The sequence below is a fragment of the Pseudomonas rhizophila genome, assembly GCF_003033885.1.
In the GTDB taxonomy this organism is placed as follows: domain Bacteria; phylum Pseudomonadota; class Gammaproteobacteria; order Pseudomonadales; family Pseudomonadaceae; genus Aquipseudomonas; species Aquipseudomonas rhizophila.
Genome location: NZ_CP024081.1, coordinates 1,410,862 through 1,429,292, shown reverse-complemented (window position 1 = coordinate 1,429,292; position 18,431 = coordinate 1,410,862). Strand labels below are relative to the sequence as shown.

Annotated in this window: 17 protein-coding genes; 10 read left to right on the top strand and 7 right to left on the bottom strand. The window is 60.5% G+C overall.

Annotation, left to right across the window (positions count from 1 at the left end; translation table 11 throughout):
- From CRX69_RS06670 to CRX69_RS06645, 6 genes are all read right to left on the bottom strand, one after another.
- The coding region (locus CRX69_RS06670) for a DUF6531 domain-containing protein (RefSeq protein WP_240539586.1) at window positions 1-2,453 on the bottom strand (2,453 nt) is incomplete at its 3' end.
- A gap of 213 nt (window positions 2,454-2,666) precedes the next feature.
- Window positions 2,667-3,068 carry an SEL1-like repeat protein gene (locus tag CRX69_RS06665; protein WP_047230478.1) on the bottom strand — a complete coding sequence of 134 codons (402 nt, stop codon included), beginning with the start codon at window positions 3,066-3,068 and terminating at the stop codon, window positions 2,667-2,669.
- The gene (locus CRX69_RS06660; RefSeq protein ID WP_003179080.1) at window positions 3,069-3,440 is read right to left on the bottom strand and encodes a hypothetical protein; all 372 of its coding nucleotides are present in this window, start codon (window positions 3,438-3,440) and stop codon (window positions 3,069-3,071) included. It lies immediately after the preceding gene.
- Window positions 3,437-3,778 carry a helix-turn-helix domain-containing protein gene (locus tag CRX69_RS06655; protein WP_076386572.1) on the bottom strand — a complete coding sequence of 114 codons (342 nt, stop codon included), beginning with the start codon at window positions 3,776-3,778 and terminating at the stop codon, window positions 3,437-3,439. Before CRX69_RS06655 ends, CRX69_RS06660 begins: the two co-directional genes overlap by 4 nt.
- A 113-nt stretch (window positions 3,779-3,891) precedes the next feature.
- Entirely contained in the window at window positions 3,892-4,347 is a 456-nt protein-coding gene (locus CRX69_RS06650; RefSeq protein WP_076383782.1) for a YkvA family protein, read from the bottom strand.
- Window positions 4,348-4,639: 292 nt separating this feature from the next.
- Window positions 4,640-5,353, bottom strand: a complete 714-nt coding sequence (locus CRX69_RS06645) for a BamJ family beta-barrel-assembly machinery protein (RefSeq protein WP_076383781.1) — start codon at window positions 5,351-5,353, stop codon at window positions 4,640-4,642.
- Between the two features lie 271 nt (window positions 5,354-5,624).
- Here CRX69_RS06645 and CRX69_RS06640 point away from each other — a divergent pair, with 271 nt between their 5' ends.
- Window positions 5,625-7,430, top strand: coding sequence for a di-heme-cytochrome C peroxidase (locus CRX69_RS06640; protein ID WP_047230474.1), 1,806 nt, complete (start codon window positions 5,625-5,627; stop codon window positions 7,428-7,430).
- 31 nt (window positions 7,431-7,461) lie between these two features.
- Window positions 7,462-8,598 carry a catalase family protein gene (locus tag CRX69_RS06635; protein ID WP_107321750.1) on the top strand — a complete coding sequence of 379 codons (1,137 nt, stop codon included), beginning with the start codon at window positions 7,462-7,464 and terminating at the stop codon, window positions 8,596-8,598.
- A gap of 91 nt (window positions 8,599-8,689) precedes the next feature.
- On the opposite strand, the gene CRX69_RS06630 is transcribed toward CRX69_RS06635, so the two are convergent.
- Window positions 8,690-9,607 (bottom strand): LysR substrate-binding domain-containing protein, encoded by a 918-nt coding sequence (locus tag CRX69_RS06630; protein ID WP_047230472.1) that lies wholly within the window; start codon window positions 9,605-9,607, stop codon window positions 8,690-8,692.
- A 187-nt stretch (window positions 9,608-9,794) separates the two neighbouring features.
- On the opposite strand from CRX69_RS06630, the gene CRX69_RS06625 reads away from it, so the two are divergent.
- The 8 genes from CRX69_RS06625 to CRX69_RS06590 all read left to right on the top strand — a co-directional run bounded on the left by CRX69_RS06625 (window position 9,795) and on the right by CRX69_RS06590 (window position 18,345).
- Window positions 9,795-11,315, top strand: coding sequence for an ABC transporter substrate-binding protein (locus tag CRX69_RS06625; protein WP_047230471.1), 1,521 nt, complete (start codon window positions 9,795-9,797; stop codon window positions 11,313-11,315).
- A 102-nt stretch (window positions 11,316-11,417) separates the two neighbouring features.
- Window positions 11,418-12,335: an ABC transporter permease gene (locus CRX69_RS06620; protein ID WP_047230470.1), complete on the top strand. Its 918-nt coding sequence runs from the start codon at window positions 11,418-11,420 to the stop codon at window positions 12,333-12,335.
- Between the two features lie 9 nt (window positions 12,336-12,344).
- A complete protein-coding gene (locus CRX69_RS06615) occupies window positions 12,345-13,247 on the top strand; it encodes an ABC transporter permease (RefSeq protein ID WP_047230469.1) in 903 nt (300 codons plus the stop codon).
- Window positions 13,248-13,269: 22 nt separating this feature from the next.
- Window positions 13,270-14,286: an ABC transporter ATP-binding protein gene (locus CRX69_RS06610; RefSeq protein WP_107321749.1), complete on the top strand. Its 1,017-nt coding sequence runs from the start codon at window positions 13,270-13,272 to the stop codon at window positions 14,284-14,286.
- Window positions 14,283-15,272 (top strand): ABC transporter ATP-binding protein, encoded by a 990-nt coding sequence (locus CRX69_RS06605; protein ID WP_107321748.1) that lies wholly within the window; start codon window positions 14,283-14,285, stop codon window positions 15,270-15,272. Before CRX69_RS06610 ends, CRX69_RS06605 begins: the two co-directional genes overlap by 4 nt.
- Complete coding sequence (locus CRX69_RS06600) at window positions 15,269-16,693, top strand: M20 family metallopeptidase (protein WP_047230466.1); 1,425 nt, start codon at window positions 15,269-15,271, stop codon at window positions 16,691-16,693. The genes CRX69_RS06605 and CRX69_RS06600 overlap by 4 nt, the downstream gene beginning before the upstream one ends.
- Window positions 16,690-17,844, top strand: a complete 1,155-nt coding sequence (locus tag CRX69_RS06595) for a M20 family metallopeptidase (RefSeq protein ID WP_047230465.1) — start codon at window positions 16,690-16,692, stop codon at window positions 17,842-17,844. The genes CRX69_RS06600 and CRX69_RS06595 overlap by 4 nt, the downstream gene beginning before the upstream one ends.
- 36 nt (window positions 17,845-17,880) lie before the next feature.
- Window positions 17,881-18,345, top strand: a complete 465-nt coding sequence (locus CRX69_RS06590; protein ID WP_047230464.1) for a hypothetical protein — start codon at window positions 17,881-17,883, stop codon at window positions 18,343-18,345.
- Window positions 18,346-18,431 lie beyond the last annotated feature (86 nt).

Here is an 18,431-nt window from a genome sequence, read left to right as displayed (position 1 = left end):
TCAGGCAGGGTTTCTTCGGTCAGTTGGCCCAGTTGATTGCGGGTAAACCGATGCTCGCTACCGTCGGGGTAACGGATCGCCAGCAACTGCCCCTGGGCATCGTAGTCATAGCCGGTGCTCTGGCCGTGCGGATCGATGGCCTCGATCACATCGCCCTGGGCGTTGCGCCGGTATTGCCACACGGCCTTGCCGCGYGARCGGGCRYGCAGGAAACCGTGGCGGTATTCGTAGGACGTYGSTTCYTCGTCCGGCGGAATCAGCGCCACCAGCCGTCCGGCTTCGTCGTAGCGGTATTCGGTGACGGCGCCCAGCGGGTCCTGTTCGGCGATCAGCCGGCCCTGGGGGTCATAGGCCTTGAGGTGCTCGCCGCCATCGGGCTCGACCTTGCGCACCAGCCGTGCCCGCTCGTCGTGGACGTACACCTCCTGGCTGCCATCMAGRTGCTGGACCGTGACCTGCCCGTCCTCGCCCCAGGTGTAGCGGCTGTCCATCTGCGCAAACGAGGCCCAGTGCCGCACGCAGCGGGCTGCGCGGCCTGCCCCTTGCCACTCCCAGAAGAAACTCGCACCGCCGGCCAGTTGCCGTTGCAGGATGACGTGCTGGTCGTCGTAGTCGTAGCGTTCGCTTTCACCGGCGGCGTTGGTCGCCTCGATCAGTCGCCAGCGGGCGTCGTAGCGGTAAGCCACCAGGGTCTGTTCGGTGCGCCAGGCGTCGTCCAGGGTCAGGGCCGGGTGAAAGCTCTGGTAGTCGATGGCAACCAGGTGACGTTGCTCATAACGCAAGCGCAGGGCGCGCCCGGCGCCGTTGTCCAGGCGGCTGATGTCGCCATGGATGTTGCGCTTGATCGTCAGGCGGTTGGCGTAGCGGTCGCTGAGGGCGGTCAGATGGCCGTCTCGAAAGTGTAGGAAAGGCGCGTCTTCGCCCGGCTGGGCGATGATCAGTTCGTCCGGTTCCACTCCGAGGTAAATCGCCGCGCGGGCCAGGCTGTTGTGGATCGTCGGGCGTTGCTCGCTGGGCAGCGGAAACGTCGTACGGCGGTTTTCCTGGTCGATCCAGATGACCTGCTCGCCCTCAAGCAACAGGCGATGCGCCAGAGCATGACTCCAGCCGCGACCCAGGCCGATGTCCAGGTCCACCGCGCTGGTGCGGTACAAGCGGGTGAAGACAAACGGCAGCCGGCCATCGAGGGTGCCGTCGTCCAGGGTCAGCAGTTCTTCGCCGGTGACCATCGACACCGGGCAGCCGCTGGTCTGGGTCAGGGCCGCGGTGTCGGCGCTGTCACCGTTGGGGTTTTTCGATTGGTTGGGGGCGTCGTCGTAGGATTCGTCCTTTTTCAGCGTGGTATTGCGCTGCGCGTCCCAGCGCAGTTGCATCCGGCCCTTCTTCACTCCAGCCGCGATCCCCCGCGCCGCCACGGTTTTGTAGCGGTCCACATAGGTCATGAAACCGTTGACCACCGCGAAGATCGCGTTGATGAATCGCTGCGCGGCGCTCAGCAGACGCCCGCCAAACTGGCCTAGACGCATGGCCAAGTAAGCAACACCGGTCCCCGCCCCGGCGAAGGTCAGGACGACGCCGATCAGCAAGTCGATCACCAGTTGCACCACCGCCGTAGCGAGCGCTTCAGCGGTTTCACCGGCAACCTCACTGGGCGGCAGCATCTCCAGCCAGAGGCTGGCGGTGCGCACCAGCAGGCACAACGCCGCTTCGTCGCTGGCCAGCAATTGCAGCCTGGCCATGAGCAACGGCGTTTTTTCCGCCATGGCGCTTAGCTGATCCGCACTTTCGCCCAGCCGGTCTACAAACTTGCCAGGGTTCTTGAGGATGTCCGACAGCAGACTGATGCTGTCCCACACCCCCTCAATCGCCGCCCAACTGCCTGCGAGCAAACCATTGCCCACCGCGGCCGCCGAAGTCGCCAATGATTGCTGCGCCCACTGCGGCTTGAAGCCCTGCCACTGCCCGCGCAGCCACTGCGTCAGATCGTTGTTCAGGCCGTCGTAGGAAGAAAACAGGTCGGCGATTGTCTGGGGGGATACTTTGTCCTGGACGTGAACCCGATAGGACTTACCCGCCGTCCCCTGGAAAGTCCCCAGGCCCTCGGCATTCAGGGTGACGGGCGTGACCTCGCCGCTGTCCACGGCCACCACATCCACCACGATGCCGCCCAGCGGAATGTCGTACACCGACTCCAGTTTGCTCTCGATGGTCACCGGCCCGGCCGAGGGGCACTGGACAACGGTGGAGAGGAAATCATCGTCGCCGATGCTGACAGCGGAGCTGCTGTCACCGAAACGAATCAGCCGCTCCATGCCCATCAGCGAAGGCAGGTCGGCCGCATGGCTGGCGCGGTCCGCCGTCTGGCTGTACCAGCGGTCGAGCTGCTCGCGGTAGAGCGTCAGGGTGTCTTTGAAGCTGTCGAGTTCCTGCTCGATACGGTGCACCTGATCCATCAGGACACGGCTCGATCAGGGGCCGGCAGGGAAAAACGATCGAACATGGGCAGACGTCTCGCAGCACTCAGGGAGCGCGAGACTTTGCCGGGGATGCCTGGGGAAATAAGTCAGGTAAGGAGGCGGTGAATGTAGGGCGATTCGCTAAATAGCCCCACTCGACAAACGAACCGCCGAAAGGAAAGAAGGGTTCAAAAATGCCTGTGGATAAAACTACTGGTCGTAGCCTTCGAGCGCCTTGAGCTTGACCTCCGCCAACGGATGGCCGGCTTTTGCCGCCAAACCCCACCAGCGCGCCGCTTCTATCGGATCCGGCGCCTTGCTGGCGGAACCGGCCAGGCTGATCACACCGACTTGATAGGCAGCCTTGCCATCACCGGCCAGCGCCGCCAGGCGCAACAGGCGAACACCTTCTTCCCGGGCACCCAAGCCCTGGCCGCGGAACGTCAGGATATGCCCATAGAAACTTTGCGCGCCGACGTCCCCCAGGTTCGCCATGCGGGCAAATTGACCTTCCAGCCAGGACCAGCCACGGGGCTGTCGAACAAACCAGGACCAATGAAACAATCGACGCGCCAGCCAGTAACCGGCCCGCGCCTTGATGCGCCAGAGCATTCAGGCCTCCGCTGATTCGGGGTACTCGTATTCGAATACCCGGACCACTTCCGAGGCGTGCCAGGAAGCGGCCGCGACACCATCGGAAGGCCCGGAAAAGCGCCCAAGACGCTCAACGCACTCGAAGAAGCCGGTACGCGGCAACCGGCTTGCCCCCTGGCTGATGACCAACGAACTTCGCAGCGGCTGTTCAGCCCGGGCATCCAGTGCTGCCAAGTGTTCAAGGGCCGCAGTCAAGGTCTGCATGGCCGGGCTGGGAAGCTGCAAACGCTCCAGCAAGGCCCGGTACGTCAACAAATGGCGCTGGCGGCGCGCCTGATCCAGTTCACCCAACAACCCATCCCAATGCTGCCGACTGATACGAACACTCACGATTGATCCCTCCAACCCGGCACCGTCAACTCCCAGGCCAAACTGCGCCGAATCGCGGCATCGGGCTGACGCTCGCCACTTTCGATCATGGCCAGATAAGACGGGCTTATACCTACTGTGCGGGCCAACGCCTCAATGGCGATGCCCTTCCCTTCGCGCAAACTGCGTAGTTGATCCAGACCAGGAAGAACCTGGCCGGGTGCCGCCGCGTGACGGACTGTGGCTTCCTGCGGCGGAGCTTGATTGATGCCGGCTGCCTTCAATAGCGACTGGTACTGATCCCACGGTAAAACCGCGTATTCGGGCTCTCCGTCGCGTGTGATTATTTGAATATCCATGTCTACCCCGTAGGACAACAACACTTAGCGAGTCAGCTTTTTCCTTGGAAGTGTAATCCTAATAGCGGCTAAGGTCGCGGGGCGATCAATCTCATAAGGCAAACAGAACCGGATCAGTGCTTTTTCTGCCCTTGGAGCTGGAGCTGTTCCGGGGTGTCGGGAAGCCGCTCGACTTGAGCGAGCTTTTCGGGGGATTGCCGATAGCGCCAGGCGCGGAAGGCTTCGAGTTCACTGTCGAGGGTCTTCATGATCCACGCCAGTACGGCGATATCGTCAAACATGCCGAACATGGGCAGGAAATCCGGAATCGCGTCCAGGGGGCTGAGGAAGTACATCAGCCCGGCCACGATCGACAGCAGCGACTTGGCGCTGACGGCCCGATATTCGCCACGCCAGTAGGCCAGGCACAGGGCCTGCAGCAAACGCAGATCCTCCTTGAGCTTGCCTAACCGACCGCCCTCTCGGGCGCCTTTGCTGGCGACGGCAAACAACAACGTCGGCAATCGACCGCGGGCCAGCAGTCGTCCTGCCAGCGGCAGAAAACGCGCAAAATTCCACGGAGCCTTCATGTTTTCTCCCACTGAAATGTTATCCACACAAATTGTGGATAACCTTGTGAACAGAGCTGCATTTACGCGCTGAAGCCCCCGTCAAATAAGGCCCCCAGTCAGATCGGGCGTTTTTTACTCACATAAAAAAACCCAATATTTCATTGACTTGACGGCCCGACTGGGTCTAGCACAGCGTCTGTATTGCCTATGACTATAACCCGCGCCGAGCGTTCGGTTTTTTGCCGTTTACCAACGCCCGGATACGACAACGCCCCGCATAAGCGAGGCGTTGTCGTTATAGCAGCCGCGGTTACTTGGCTGCGTCTTCTTTTGCCGGATCCTTGATCCCCAGCAGTTCCAGGTCAAACACCAGAACCGAATTGGCGGGGATGGCCGGGCTCGGGCTTTGGGCGCCGTAGGCCAGTTCGCTCGGGATGTACAGTTTGTACTTCTCGCCGACATGCATCAGTTGCAGGCCTTCGACCCAACCCGGGATCACACCGCTGACCGGCAGGTCAATCGGGCTGCCACGCTCCACGGAGCTGTCGAACACCTTACCGTCAGTCAACTTACCGGTGTAGTGAACAGTCACGACATCAGTCGGCTTAGGCTGAGGGCCGTCGGCTTTCTTGACCACTTCGTACTGCAGGCCGGAAGCGGTGGTGGTAACACCTTCCTTCTTGCCGTTTTCCTCGAGGAATTTTTTGCCGGCGGCTGCCGACTCTTCGCTCATCTTGGCCATACGCTCTTCGGCACGCTTTTGCAGTGCGGCAAAGGCTTCGACCAGTTCTTCGTCTTTCAGCTTCTGTTCTTTCTTGCCGACGGCATCTTCGATGCCCTGGGCCACTGCTTTGGAATCCAGGTCATCCATACCTTCCTGAGCCAGGCTTTTGCCCATGTTCAGGCCAATGCCGTAGGAAGCTTTCTGCGCCGGGGTTTTCAGCTCTACGCTGGTCTGCGAGTCACAACCCGCGAGTACCAGGCCAACCAGGGCCACCGCCGCCGCCAACCGATGCTGTTTCATGCTATTTCCTTGTTCATGCGCCAAAAGGGCAATCGAGTAAAGCCGCGAGCTTATCAGGCGGCCACGACCAATGGCTACCGGCATGTGAGCAGCAAAGCACTGATAAGTTCACGGTCCCAAACGCTTTTTAATCCTGGGCGGATGAAGCATCTGTCATCTATTACGTACAGGGACAAATTGCCACTCCCCCGCAGCCCCATCGGTAATGGCCACTTGCCGGCCACGCGGCACTGAGGCATAAGGGCATATCAAAAAAAACAAGGACGTTACTGTGCGCCTGCTATCTCGCCTTCTCTTGTTGCTCCTTGCGCTGCTCGTCATCGCCGTGGCCGTGGTGCTCTATTACGTTGCCAATCCTCGTCTGCCGACCTATACACCGGTGGAACAGGTGCATTATCTGGATCAATGGAGCGCCGCCGAACGCCAGACGTACTATTTCACCCCTCAGGGCACTCAAGTCAAAGGCCTGCGCTACGACTGGTTCACCGCCCTCGAATTGCCGTTCTCGCAACAGCGCTTCGCTTCGCCTGAATACCTGGCTCGATTCGGCTTTCTGGTGGACCCGGCGCAGAAACCCTCGGCGGACAATCCCGGCAATCTGCCCGTAGGTTTCACCCGCCACCAGAATCCGGGCAGCGCCGACCAGTTCCTGGATATCACCTGCGCCGCCTGTCACACCGGTGAGCTGCGCTTCAAGGGCCAGGCGATACGGATCGACGGGGGCTCGGCCCAGCACGTCCTGCCTTCCAGCGTTCCTACATTACGCGGTGGCAGTTTCGGACAAGCATTGGTCGCCAGCCTGGCCTCGACCTACTACAACCCCTGGAAATTCGAACGCTTTGCCCGCCAGGTCCTGGGGCAGGACTACGACGCCCGCCATGAACAGCTGCGCAAATCATTCAAAGCCTCCTTGGATACATTCTTGCGCGTGGCCTGGAACGACACTCATCGCGGCCTCTACCCCACCGAAGAAGGACCTGGCCGTACAGATGCCTTTGGACGGATTGCCAATGCCAGCTTCGGCGATGCCATCTCCGACAAGAATTACCGGGTCGCCAACGCACCTGTGGATTACCCGCAGTTGTGGGACATATGGACATTCGACTGGGTGCAGTGGAACGGTTCGGCCCAGCAACCGATGGCCCGCAACGTCGGCGAAGCACTGGGTGTCGGCGCCACGTTGAATTTCTTCGACGCCCAGGGCAAACCATTGCAAGGTGATGCGCGATACCCCTCCAGCGTGCGCGTTCGCGATCTGCACAAGATTGAAGAAACCCTGCAGTTGCTCAAGGCCCCGGAGTGGCCTCAGGAACTGCTTGGCGCTATCGATATGCCGTTGGCCGCACAAGGCCGGGCGCTGTTCGTCGAAAACTGTGCCGGCTGCCATGTCCCCAACGTGGTTCAAGGTCCTGACAGGCCCGTCCAGCACCTGAACATGTTGCCGGTGAAGGTGATCGGCACCGATCCGGGTACCGCTAACAACATTGCCGACCACCGTTTCGATCTGACCAGCCTGCAATGGAATCCGGCCGAACTGGCCAAACTGGACGTACAACTGCATCCGACCCCGACGACGCCGCTGGATTTGAGCCAGGTTTCAGTCGCCAAAGGCTTGGCCTACGTTACCGCGTTCGTGGAAGAGCGGGCTTACCGTGACGCGGGCGTCACACCGCTGGAGCGTCCGGCGCTGGACGGTTTTGGCCTGCCCATCGGCGTGCGCGAGCTGCGCGCCTACAAAGCCCGGCCCCTGGCTGGCGTCTGGGCCACGCCGCCCTTCCTGCATAACGGCTCGGTGCCGACGATCTATCAGTTGCTGTCCCCTCAGGACGAACGGGCGATCACCTTCTATAAAGGCAGCTTCGAATACGACCCACGGCACCTGGGCTATCGCACAGAAGCCTTCACGAATGGCTTTTTGTTCGACACCCGGATTACCGGCAACCACAACAGTGGTCATGAGTTTCGCGCTGGTGAGCGGGGTAACGGCGTGATCGGTCGGCTGCTGCAGCCACAGGAACGCTGGGCGTTGCTGGAGTACCTCAAGGTACTGGGCGGGCCGCTGGAGTCGCAACTGTGATGATGAACCCCTCAGGCAAAAGGATTGACCCATGCTGATTACGCTCTGGCTGCGCCTCGGCGCCTTTTTGGGCAAGACGCTCCTGTGGTTGCTGGGCATCGGGCTGCTCGGCTGGGCGCTGGCCACGGCCTGGTTCGCCTGGCAACACAGCGGGCCGGTCTCGGATAAAGAGCAGATTCCACCCGGCGAAGCGGCCATGACCCAGGACATCATCCAGACCGCCATCCGTATCGTCGATCAGCACCGCGAAGGCACGCGCTACCTGCGTGATGCCCATGCCAAAGCCCACGGCTGCGTCATGGCGCAAGTGCAGGTGCCGGACAATCTGCCAGCACCGTTGCGCCAGGGTGTATTTGCCGAGCCGGGGAAGGTCTGGCAAGCGACGATTCGCTTGTCCAACGGCAACGCCTACCCACAGTTCGACAGCCTGCGCGATGCGCGAGGGATGGCGATCAAGCTGCTGGGCGTGCCGGGCAAACAATTGCTGGGGGACCGACTGTCACAAGGTGAACAGGATTTTGTGATGTTCAATCATCCGAACTTCTTCGTCAGCGATGTCGCCGAATATCGTCAGAATGTAGCCGCCCAGGCCGATGGAAAAAAGGCGATGGCGTTCTTTCCGAGCCTGGATCCCCGGAGCTGGCAGATCCGCCACCTGTTCATCGCCCTGGAGACACTTTCACCGGCCCCTGACAGCCCGACCCAGACCACGTATTTTTCGGTATCGCCCTACAAGTTTGGCGAGGCCAACGCGAAATTTCGCGTAGCGCCCGACCCGGATAACTGCCCGAGCTACACCCTGCCCGCACAAAACCAGGCACTGCCGAATTTCTTGCGAAGTACACTGACGCAACAGTTATCCACAGACCGGATACCGGCGTGTTTTGTCCTGCAGATCCAGCGCCAGGACCCGAGCAAGTTCATGCCGATCGAAGACACCAGTATTGAATGGCGAGAAAGTGACGCACCGTTCGAGACAGTGGCGCGAATCACCGTGCCGGCCCAGGATTTCGATACGCCCAAGCTGAACCTGGCCTGCGACAACCAGTCCTTCAACCCGTGGTTCGGCATTGAGGCCCATCGCCCCATCGGCGGCATCAACCGTTTGCGCAAAGCGGTGTATGAGGCGGTCAGCGATTACCGTCATAGCCGCAATGCCGAGCAGTAAATAACGGAGCGTGGGATTCAATCTTTTTTTTGGGGCTGCTGCGCAGCCCATCGGGGATAAGCGAACAGCCTTGCGCCGTTGCCTCGCCACTTCAACCGTGCTTGGTGTTCACCAGTTCTGCAATCAGAAAATCCTTGAACGCAGAAACCGCCGCCGGCAAATTGCGTCCAGCCATGCTTTGCAGTTCGATGCGCCGTGCCTGCATCCCTTCATCCAGGATTGGCAGGCACTGCAACTGCTTGTCCGCCACCTGTTTGTGCAAGGTCATCTCGCTGGCCAGGCTAATGACGCCTTCCTCGCGGACGAAGCTGTAAAGCGCGGCCACGTAATTAGTGGTCAGTACCGGATCGAACAACAACCCCTGTACACCACAACAAATGTCGAACAGTTGCCGTATCGTGGTATCGGCCTTAGGCAACGCAATGGGCCAGGGTTGCAACTCGGCGAGGCTGACCGCTTCACGCCCGGCCAAGGGGTGGGAATTGGAAACCACTGCAAAAATAGCCCCGCTCAAGACATGTTCGACCTTGATTTCCTTCTGCGGCGACAGGCTGAAGGTCATCGCCAGATCGGCTTCGCCGGAACGTACTTTTTCAGTCGCTTGCGCAGGCGCGCAAACCTCCAATGTGAAATGGATGCCCTGGTACTCACGCCTGAATGCGCTGATGCTCCTGGGCATGTACTCCAATGCAAAACCTTCCGAGCAGGCGACATGCACATGCCCCCGTTGCAAGCCATGCAGCTCGGTAATTTCCAGCACCACCTGCTCAGCCTCAAGCTGCGACTTGCGCGCATAAGCCGCCAATCGCGTCCCGGCCTCGCTGAGCACCATGCCTCGGGCACGACGCTCAAACAGGCTGGCATCCAGAGCCAACTCAAGCTTGGAAATCTGTCGGCTCACCGCTGACGCCGCAACATTGAGCCGCACCGAAGCTTCACTGACCGATCCGCACCTGGCTACTTCCAGGAAATAGCGCAATGCCGTGGACTGCACGCCATACAACTGCATCGGAACCTCCGAGCATTGCCTTTTTGGCAAAGAAAGTATCGAAAGATTGTACTTGTGGCATTGATAGCCTTTCCCTACATTCGTGTCCAGACCAAAAAAAACATCGCCTGAGCTTCTCCTCCTCATTTACCGCATTTGCGATTCGCTGCCCTTTGATTCAACCACTCTCGCCAACGGAGACGACGGCATGGGCATCAAAGGTTTCGCCTGCAGTATCGCGCTGATGGGTTTGATCAACAGCTTTGCGGCTCATGCCGACAAAGCCAACGACACCCTGGTTTACGCTTCCGACAGCGAACCTGAAAACGTCAGCCCCTATCACAACGATCTCCGCGAAGGAGTGATTCTCGGCCGGCTGATCTGGGACAACCTGATCTACCGCGATCCCACCAGCGGCGAATACAAGCCCATGCTGGCCACCGGCTGGAAACAGGTCGACGACACCACCATCGACCTTGAGCTACGCAAAGGCGTCAAATTTCACAACGGCGACCCCTTCACCGCCGACGACGTGGTGTTCACCCTCAACTACGTGGTGTCGCCCGAAGCGAAAGTCGTGACCGTGCAAAACGTAGACTGGATCAAGAGCGCCGAAAAAACCGGTGACTACAGTGTCCGCCTGTATTTGAAGAAGCCTTTCCCTCCTGCGCTGGAATACCTGTCCAACGCCGTTCCGATGTTCCCCAAGCAATACTTCGAGAAGGTCGGCCTGGCCGAATTCAGTCGCAAGCCAGTGGGCACCGGACCGTATAAAGCCCTGTCGGTGGTGGCCGGCGAAGGCGTGAGCATGGCGATCAACAAGGACTACTTTGCGGACAGCCCACAGGGCAAGCCACATATCGCTCACCTCAAGTTTCGGGTAATCCCGGATGCAGAAACTCGCCTGGCCGAGTTGATGACCGGCGGTGTCGACTGGATCTGGCGCGTCACCTCGGATCAGGCAATCGACCTCAAAGGTATACCGAACCTCACCGTAACCAGCGCCGAAACCATGCGCATCGGTTTCCTGATTCTTGATGCTCGAGGCACCTCCAGCGAAAACTCGCCAATGAAAAACCTCAAGGTGCGTCAAGCGATCAACCATGCGATCAACCGCGAGGCACTGGCGACGCAGTTGGTGGGTGGCGAAGCCAAGCCCTTACAGGTTGCGTGTTATCCACGCCAGTTCGGTTGCGATACCTCTGCGGCCACTGTCTACAACTTTGACCCGGCCAAAGCCCGCGCGCTGCTCGCCGAGGCCGGTTACCCAAATGGCTTCGAGACGGAAATATTCGCTTATCGCGACCGTGATTACGTCGAAGCCATCATCGGCAACCTGCGGGCGGTGGGCATCAACGCCAAGCTGCGCTACTTGAAGTACGCCGCCCTACGAGATCAGCAACGTGGCGGAAAGGTGCCCATGTCGTTCCAGGCCTGGGGCTCGTTCTCGATCCTCGACACCTCGGCGTCGGCCGGCACCTGGTTCAAGGGCAATCCGGACGACAACATCAAAGACCCGCAAGTCCAAAACTGGTTGCAGAGCGCCGATAACGCCCTCGATCCGCAAGTGCGCAAGGACAACTACCGCAAGGCGTTGCAGCGCATCAGCGAACAGGCGTACTGGGCCCCGCTGTTCAACTACTCGATGAACTACGCCTACACCTCCGAACTGGCATTCACGCCGTATCCGGATGAACTGCCGCGTTTCGTTCAGTCCAGTTGGAAGTAATCCGCAACCGGGCGGATTGAGCGAGCGATTCCGTGGCGCGTGGGCCAGCCCCCCACGGCCACGTCCTCCACCTGTCATCCATTGAACATGAGGAAACTTGCCATGCTTGGGTTCCTTCTACGCCGTCTGGGCATCGCTTTTTGCGTCGCCATTACCGTGTCGGTGATCAGCTTCTCTCTGTTGCATCTGTCCGGCGACCTGGCCACGGCCATTGGCGGGCCGGAAGCCACCAGCGAACAGATCGAACAGATCCGTGTGCAATACGGCTTGAACAAACCGCTTCCCACCCAGTACGTCAACTGGCTGGGCGGTTTGCTGCGGCTGGACCTGGGCAACTCCTTTTTCTTTCAGGAGTCGGTCTATAACCTCGTCGCCAGCCGTTTGCCGATCACCCTCGGGTTAGGTGCCATGGCGCTGGGTATCGCCTTGCTGGTGGCGATTCCCCTGGGCGTACTGGCCGCGATCAAACGCGACACCTGGGTTGATCGACTGGCCTTGAGCATCGCGGTACTGGGCCAGGCAATGCCCAGTTTCTGGTTTGCGCTGATGCTGATCGTAGTGTTTGCGGTGACGCTCAAGTGGCTGCCAGTCTCCGGCAACTCAAGCATGCTGCATTTCGTCATGCCGGCCATTGCCTTGGGGTACTACGCAACGCCGGCCATCATGCGCCTGACCCGCGCAGGCATGCTGGATGTGCTCAGTTGCGATTACATCCGCACCGCTCGCGCCAAGGGGCTGCGCCCTGCGCAGGTGTTGTTCAAGCATGCATTGCGCAATGCATTGATTCCGGTCGTCGCACTGGCAGCGGTGGAGTTCGGCTTCATGCTCGGCGGTTCGGTGGTGATCGAAACCGTGTTTTCCCTGCAAGGCATCGGACAACTCGCCTGGGACGCCATCGCCCGTGACGACTTCCCGGTAGTCCAGGCCGTGGTCCTGTTGATTGCGGTGATCTACATCATCCTCACCTTGCTGGCCGATGTGCTCAACGCACTGCTCGACCCGCGCATTCGCGTGCGCTAGGAGCCCTTCATGAGTACCCCCGTTACCCTCGCGATCAACGACTACCTGCCCCCACCAAGTAGCCTGAGCCGGGTGCTTGGCAAAAGCTTTCGCCACCGCGGCTTCGCCATCGGCAGTGCGTTGCTGCTGATCATTTTTGCTGGTGCGCTGTTCGCGCCATGGCTGGCGCCTTATGACCCTTATGCGCAAGACGTGATGTTGCGCATGAAGCCTCCGGTCTGGATGGCTAACGGCACTTGGGAATATGTCTTGGGCACCGACAAGCTGGGCCGCGATTACCTCTCACGGTTGCTCTACGGCGCCCGTATTTCACTGTTTATCGGCGTTGCGGCGGCGCTGATTTCCGGCGTCATCGGCACCGTCATGGGTCTGCTGGCCGGTTACTACGGTGGCAAGGTGGATGCGTTTATCAGCTACCTGATCACCACTCGGCTGGCGCTGCCTGTGGTCATGGTGGCCCTGGCCTCTGCCTCGTTGATGGGCGGCTCGCTGAAGGTGGTGATCATTCTGCTCGGTTGCCTGCTCTGGGACCGCTTCGCCGTGGTGGTTCGGGCCTCGGTGCAACAAATTCGCGATGCCGAATATGTTGCCTCGGCACAAGCCCTGGGCTGTTCGACCCTGCGCATTCTGGTCAGTGAAATCCTGCCCAATCTGGTTGGCGCGCTGATCGTGGTCGCGACCCTGGAAATGGCCCACGCGATCCTGCTGGAGTCAGCGCTGTCGTTCCTCGGGGTGGGCGTACAACCGCCGACGCCGTCCTGGGGACTGATGATCGCAGAGGGCAAACCCTACATGTTCTTCTCCCCGTGGGTCATCGCCATCCCAGGTATCGCCCTGATGATTCTGGTGCTGGGCATCAATCTGGTCGGCGACGGCCTGCGCGATCTGATCCTGCCCGATGGCCGCAACTGAGACTGATAGAGGAGTACCGGACATGGCACTACTCCATGTTGAAAACCTGCGGGTGGACATTCCCATGGGCCATAACCCGACAGCGGATGACATGCTGCATGCGGTGCGCGGCCTGGATTTTCAGGTCGAGCGCGGCGAGATGCTGTGCATTGTCGGAGAGTCCGGCTGCGGCAAATCCCTGACCTCGCTGGCACTCATGGACCTGCTGCCCCGCAAGGCCAAGCGCACCGCCAGCCGACTGACACTGGACGGCATCGACCTGCTCGGCCAGAGCGAGCGAAGCATGTGCGACCTGCGCGGCAACCGTCTGGCGATGATCTTCCAGGAGCCCATGACCGCGCTGAACCCGGCCTACAGCATTGGCGACCAGCTCAGTGAAGTGCTGACCCGGCACCGCAAGGTGTCGCGCAAGGATGCGCTGGCCCGCGCCGCGCAAATGCTGGAAAAGGTCGGCATCAGCAATGCCGGCGAGCGTCTGCGTCAGTACCCGCATCAACTCTCCGGGGGGTTGCGCCAGCGGGTGATTATCGCCATGGCGTTGATGTGCGAGCCCGACCTGATCATCGCTGACGAGCCGACCACCGCACTGGACGTGACCATTCAGGCGCAAATCCTGCGCCTGATCCGCGATATTCAGAAAGAACTGGGGCTGGCGGTGATCTTTATCACCCACGACCTTGGCCTGGTGGCCCGCATCGCCGACCGGGTGGCCGTGATGTATGCCGGGGAAATCGTCGAAAGCGCTCCCGCCCGACAACTCTTCGAGAACCCGCGGCATCCGTACACCCGTGGCCTGCTGGCCAGCATCCCGATTCCAGGGCGGACCAAACCGGGCGAAGCGCTGGGCTCGATTCCCGGTCTGGTGCCGAGCCTGGTGGGTGAACAACACGGGTGTGCCTTTCGCAATCGTTGCGCGCACACCGTCCAGGCGTGTGCCCGGGATGTGCCCGAAGTGCACCAGGACGGACATATGGCGCGCTGCCTGCTGGCGGCTTCCGGCCTGAAACCGATGCTGGTTAAAGAGAGTGCCCGCTCATGAAAAAAGACATCGCTCTGGAGCTGTGCGATATCCGTCGCGAGTTCCGTATCAGCAAAGGCTTTTTCAAACCTGCCGCCACACTGAAAGCGGTTGATGGCGTATCACTGCGCCTGATGCGCGGTGAAACCCTCGGTCTGGTGGGTGAGTCCGGTTGCGGCAAAAGCACCCTGGCCAAGATCCTGCTCGGCCTGCTACAGCCCACTCAAGGCGACGTGCTGGTCAATGGCAAACATCTGCCAGCGACAGATCGCAAGGAGATGTCCCGGCGTATCCAGCCGATCTTCCAGGATCCGTATTCATCGCTGAACCCCCGCAAGACCCTGCGCGAAATCATCACCCTGCCGTTGATCGTCCACGACATCGGCACGGCCACCGAGCGCCGCAAGAAAACCGAACAAATGCTGGATGTAGTCGGCCTTCCCAAGCGCGTGATCGATAGCTATCCAGCCCAGTTATCCGGCGGCCAGCGCCAGCGCGTGGCGATTGCCAGGGCGCTGGTCATGCGTCCTGATGTGTTGATCTGCGACGAGCCGACTTCGGCGCTGGACGTGTCAGTGCAGGCGCAGATCCTCAATCTGTTGCAAGACCTCAAGCGCGAATTCGGCCTGACCTATTTGCTGATCAGCCACAACCTGGCGGTTATCGAGCACCTCGCCGACCGGGTGGCCGTGATGTATCTGGGGCGTATTGTCGAAGAACGCACCCGCCAGTCGCTGTTCGCCGAACCCGGCCATCCGTATACCCGCGCATTGCTCGATTCGGTGCTGACCCCCGATCCGCGCTTGGGCATTCCAGACATCGGCCTGCACGGCGCCTTCCCCAACCCGATGTCCCCGCCAACCGGCTGCACCTTTCACCCGCGCTGCCCGAACTGCATGGACCGTTGCAAAACGGCCTATCCGGCCAACGATCCAATTATCGGCGGCAACGTACGTTGCCACCTGCACGACAGTCCCACCCAAACACTGGAGCTTGTCCACTCATGAGTCGTTCCCAGGCCATCAGCAACACCCTCGAACAGTTCGACAACGGTGCTTTTTTCAACCTGCTCGAACGTAGTGTCGCCCTGCCCACCGAAAGCCAGGCGCAAGACAGCCAACCTGAGTTGTATCGCTACCTCAACGAGTTCATCACTCCGCATGTCGAGGCGCTGGGTTTCAGCGTAAAAATCTACGACAACCCGGTAGCGGAACGCGGACCATTCATGATCGCCACGCGCATTGAACACCCGCAGCTGCCCACCGTACTCAGCTATGGTCATGGTGATGTGGTGCGCGGCTATGCGGCACAATGGCGTGAAGGCTTGTCACCGTGGCAAGTCACCGTCGAAGGTGATCGCTGGTACGGGCGCGGCACCGCCGATAACAAAGGCCAGCACCTGATCAACATCACCGCGCTGGAGCAGACCCTCAAGGCCCGCGAAGGCAAGCTCGGCTTCAACGTCAAACTGCTGCTGGAAATGGGCGAAGAAGAAGGTTCCCCCGGCCTCAATGCGTTCTGTGCCGCCCACCGCAAGGAGCTGGCGGCGGATATCTTCATCGCCTCGGACGGCCCGCGTCTGGCCGCAACACGGCCTACCATTTTTCTAGGCTCACGCGGGGTGTTCAACTTCGAGCTGGCGGTCAATCTGCGCGAAGGCGCACACCACTCCGGTAATTGGGGCGGGCTGCTGGCCAATCCCGGCATCATCCTGGCCAACGCCATCGCCAGCATGATCGACGAACATGGCCGGGTAAAAGTCGAGGGCTTGCAGCCCAGCGCACTGCCGGATTCGGTGCGACAGGCGCTGGCCGACATCGAAGTCGGTGGCGGGCCGGATGATCCGCAAATCGACGCCAACTGGGGCCACCCGGATCTGTCGCTGAGCGAGAAAGTCTTTGGCTGGAACACCCTCGATGTCATTGCCTTCAAGACTGGCAATCCAGACGCCCCGGTGCATGCAATCCCCGGCAAGGCCAACGCTCACTGCCATATCCGCTTTGTGGTAAACAGCGATTACACGACCTTTATCCCCGCCGTGCGCGCTCACCTGGATGCCCATGGTTTCAACAATGTCGAGGTCAAGCAAAGCCGCATCGATGTCATGCACGCCACCCGGCTGGACCCGCAAAGCCCATGGGTCAACTGGGCGCTCGACTCGTTGACGCAAACCACCGGAAAGAAACCGGCGCTGCTGCCCAACCTTGGCGGCTCCTTGCCCAACGACGTGTTTGCCGACGTGCTCGGCCTGCCGACCTTGTGGGTGCCGCATTCGTACCCGGCCTGTTCACAACATGCGCCCAACGAGCACTTGCTGGCACCGGTGGTCAAAGAAAGTCTGCAGATCATGGCCGGGCTGTTCTGGGACCTGGGCAACGATGCGGCACGTCTGAGCGAGGAACATCGGGCACGGGAGCGTGCGCAATGAGCGAGACCCACCAACAGGCGCTGGACTGGCTCGCCGGCCAGCGCCCCGCCATGGAGTCGTTGTTGCAGCGTCTGGTCGATACCGATTCCAACAGCTATGACAAGGCGGGGGTCGATGCCGTGGGCGCATTGCTCGCAGCGGAACTGGAGGCCGACGGTATCGAGCTCAAGCGGATGCCGGTCGAAGGTTTTGGCGACGTACTGCTTGCCCAAGTACCCGGCGAGGCTGGCAAGCCGGTGCTGTTGCTGGGCCATCGCGACACGGTATTCCCCAAGGGCACGACCACCACCCGTGGCTTCAGCCGCGATGGCGACCTCGCCTACGGCCCCGGCGTAGCCGACATGAAAGGTGGGTTGGTGCTCAACTGCTTCGCCCTCAAGGCACTCAAGCGCGTCGGTCCTTTGCCCTGCCCGGTGCAGGTGCTCTATACCGGTGACGAAGAAATCGGCTCTGGCAGCGCCCGCAGCCATATCGAAAGCGCCGCCAAATCAGCCCGCGCCGTACTCAATACCGAGCCGGGACGGGCCAGCGGCAATGTGGTCAGCGCCCGTAAAGGCGGGGCCACACTGGTCATCGAAGTCAGCGGCCGCGCTGCGCACTCCGGCGTCAACCATGCCGACGGGGCCAGCGCCATCGAGGCGCTGGCCCGAAAGATCGTCAAACTGCATGCCCTGACCGATTACCCCGCAGGCATCACCACCAATATCGGGCTGATCGCCGGCGGCACCTCCAGCAACACTGTCGCGCCCAACGCCTCGGCCAAGCTGGATGTACGGTTTATCGAGTCGCAACACTGGGAGCAGATATTCGCCGCCATCCAAGGCATCGTCGCTGAAGAGGAACTGCCCGGCACGAGCGCCATCCTCAAGGAAGCGACGACCTTCCTGCCGATGGAAGCACGGCACAGCGAGCAACTGCTGCACATCTATCAACAACAAGCACTGGCGCTAGGCTTCAGTGTCGAGGGCGAATTCACCGGCGGCTGCGCCGATTCCGGGTTCACCGCCAGCTTGGGCATTCCAACCCTGTGTGGTCTGGGGCCGGTGGGTGGCAAAGTCCACACCGATCGTGAATACCTGGAACTGGACACGCTGGTTCCACGCGCCCAGGCCTTGGTGGCAACCATTCTGGCCGTCGGCGAGAACCGTTGAGGCAATTAGCCTCTACCCATCACCGGGAGTACTTTCATGCATACGATTTCGCAATCCGCAGTCTGGATAAAAGCGCCATTAACGGATGTGGGTGTCGTTATTGTCACCAGTGCCGAACTGCCCGAATACTTCATCGACACGTTGCAGCTGGCGATCAAGGACTGGGACCAGGTGGCCTATCTGGTCGTCAAGCAGTCGCATGAGTTCATGCTCGACTGGCTCAGAGCCGGGTCTGAGGCATCGGAATCGAATCCATCCAGCCTGTGTCATGCCAGCCAGTTGCTGCGCTCAGTATCGAAAGGCTGCTACCTGCTTGATGTCGAAGTCAGCCCATTGCCCAGCCTGACTTGGCTGGGATCTGTCTGCGGCCACACATTGCGCTTCGTTAAACTGGGTAAAGTCGAGTTAACCGATGCCGCGATGGATAAGCAGGTGGAGGAGATCTTGTCGGTGGCCAGGGACCTGGCAAAAAGTGTCTTGCAAGAGCGCTATAGCGCCTGATGGGGCCGGGTCCCGCGCGGCTCAGCAAGTGCGACATTGAACCTGTGGCAAGGGAGCTTGCTCCCCGCCACAACTTACTCACCGCT

What these genes read in the sequence shown, in the direction of transcription:
- CRX69_RS06665 (WP_047230478.1), bottom strand. Translation starts at nt 3,068, where the DNA reads ATGCTCTGGCGCATCAAGGCGCGGGCCGGTTACTGGCTGGCGCGTCGA.
- CRX69_RS06655 (WP_076386572.1), bottom strand. Translation starts at nt 3,778, where the DNA reads ATGGATATTCAAATAATCACACGCGACGGAGAGCCCGAATACGCGGTT.
- CRX69_RS06650 (WP_076383782.1), bottom strand. Translation starts at nt 4,347, where the DNA reads ATGAAGGCTCCGTGGAATTTTGCGCGTTTTCTGCCGCTGGCAGGACGA.
- CRX69_RS06645 (WP_076383781.1), bottom strand. Translation starts at nt 5,353, where the DNA reads ATGAAACAGCATCGGTTGGCGGCGGCGGTGGCCCTGGTTGGCCTGGTA.
- CRX69_RS06635 (WP_107321750.1), top strand. Translation starts at nt 7,462, where the DNA reads ATGCTGATTACGCTCTGGCTGCGCCTCGGCGCCTTTTTGGGCAAGACG.
- CRX69_RS06630 (WP_047230472.1), bottom strand. Translation starts at nt 9,607, where the DNA reads ATGCAGTTGTATGGCGTGCAGTCCACGGCATTGCGCTATTTCCTGGAA.
- CRX69_RS06625 (WP_047230471.1), top strand. Translation starts at nt 9,795, where the DNA reads ATGGGCATCAAAGGTTTCGCCTGCAGTATCGCGCTGATGGGTTTGATC.
- CRX69_RS06620 (WP_047230470.1), top strand. Translation starts at nt 11,418, where the DNA reads ATGCTTGGGTTCCTTCTACGCCGTCTGGGCATCGCTTTTTGCGTCGCC.
- CRX69_RS06615 (WP_047230469.1), top strand. Translation starts at nt 12,345, where the DNA reads ATGAGTACCCCCGTTACCCTCGCGATCAACGACTACCTGCCCCCACCA.
- CRX69_RS06610 (WP_107321749.1), top strand. Translation starts at nt 13,270, where the DNA reads ATGGCACTACTCCATGTTGAAAACCTGCGGGTGGACATTCCCATGGGC.
- CRX69_RS06605 (WP_107321748.1), top strand. Translation starts at nt 14,283, where the DNA reads ATGAAAAAAGACATCGCTCTGGAGCTGTGCGATATCCGTCGCGAGTTC.
- CRX69_RS06600 (WP_047230466.1), top strand. Translation starts at nt 15,269, where the DNA reads ATGAGTCGTTCCCAGGCCATCAGCAACACCCTCGAACAGTTCGACAAC.
- CRX69_RS06595 (WP_047230465.1), top strand. Translation starts at nt 16,690, where the DNA reads ATGAGCGAGACCCACCAACAGGCGCTGGACTGGCTCGCCGGCCAGCGC.
- CRX69_RS06590 (WP_047230464.1), top strand. Translation starts at nt 17,881, where the DNA reads ATGCATACGATTTCGCAATCCGCAGTCTGGATAAAAGCGCCATTAACG.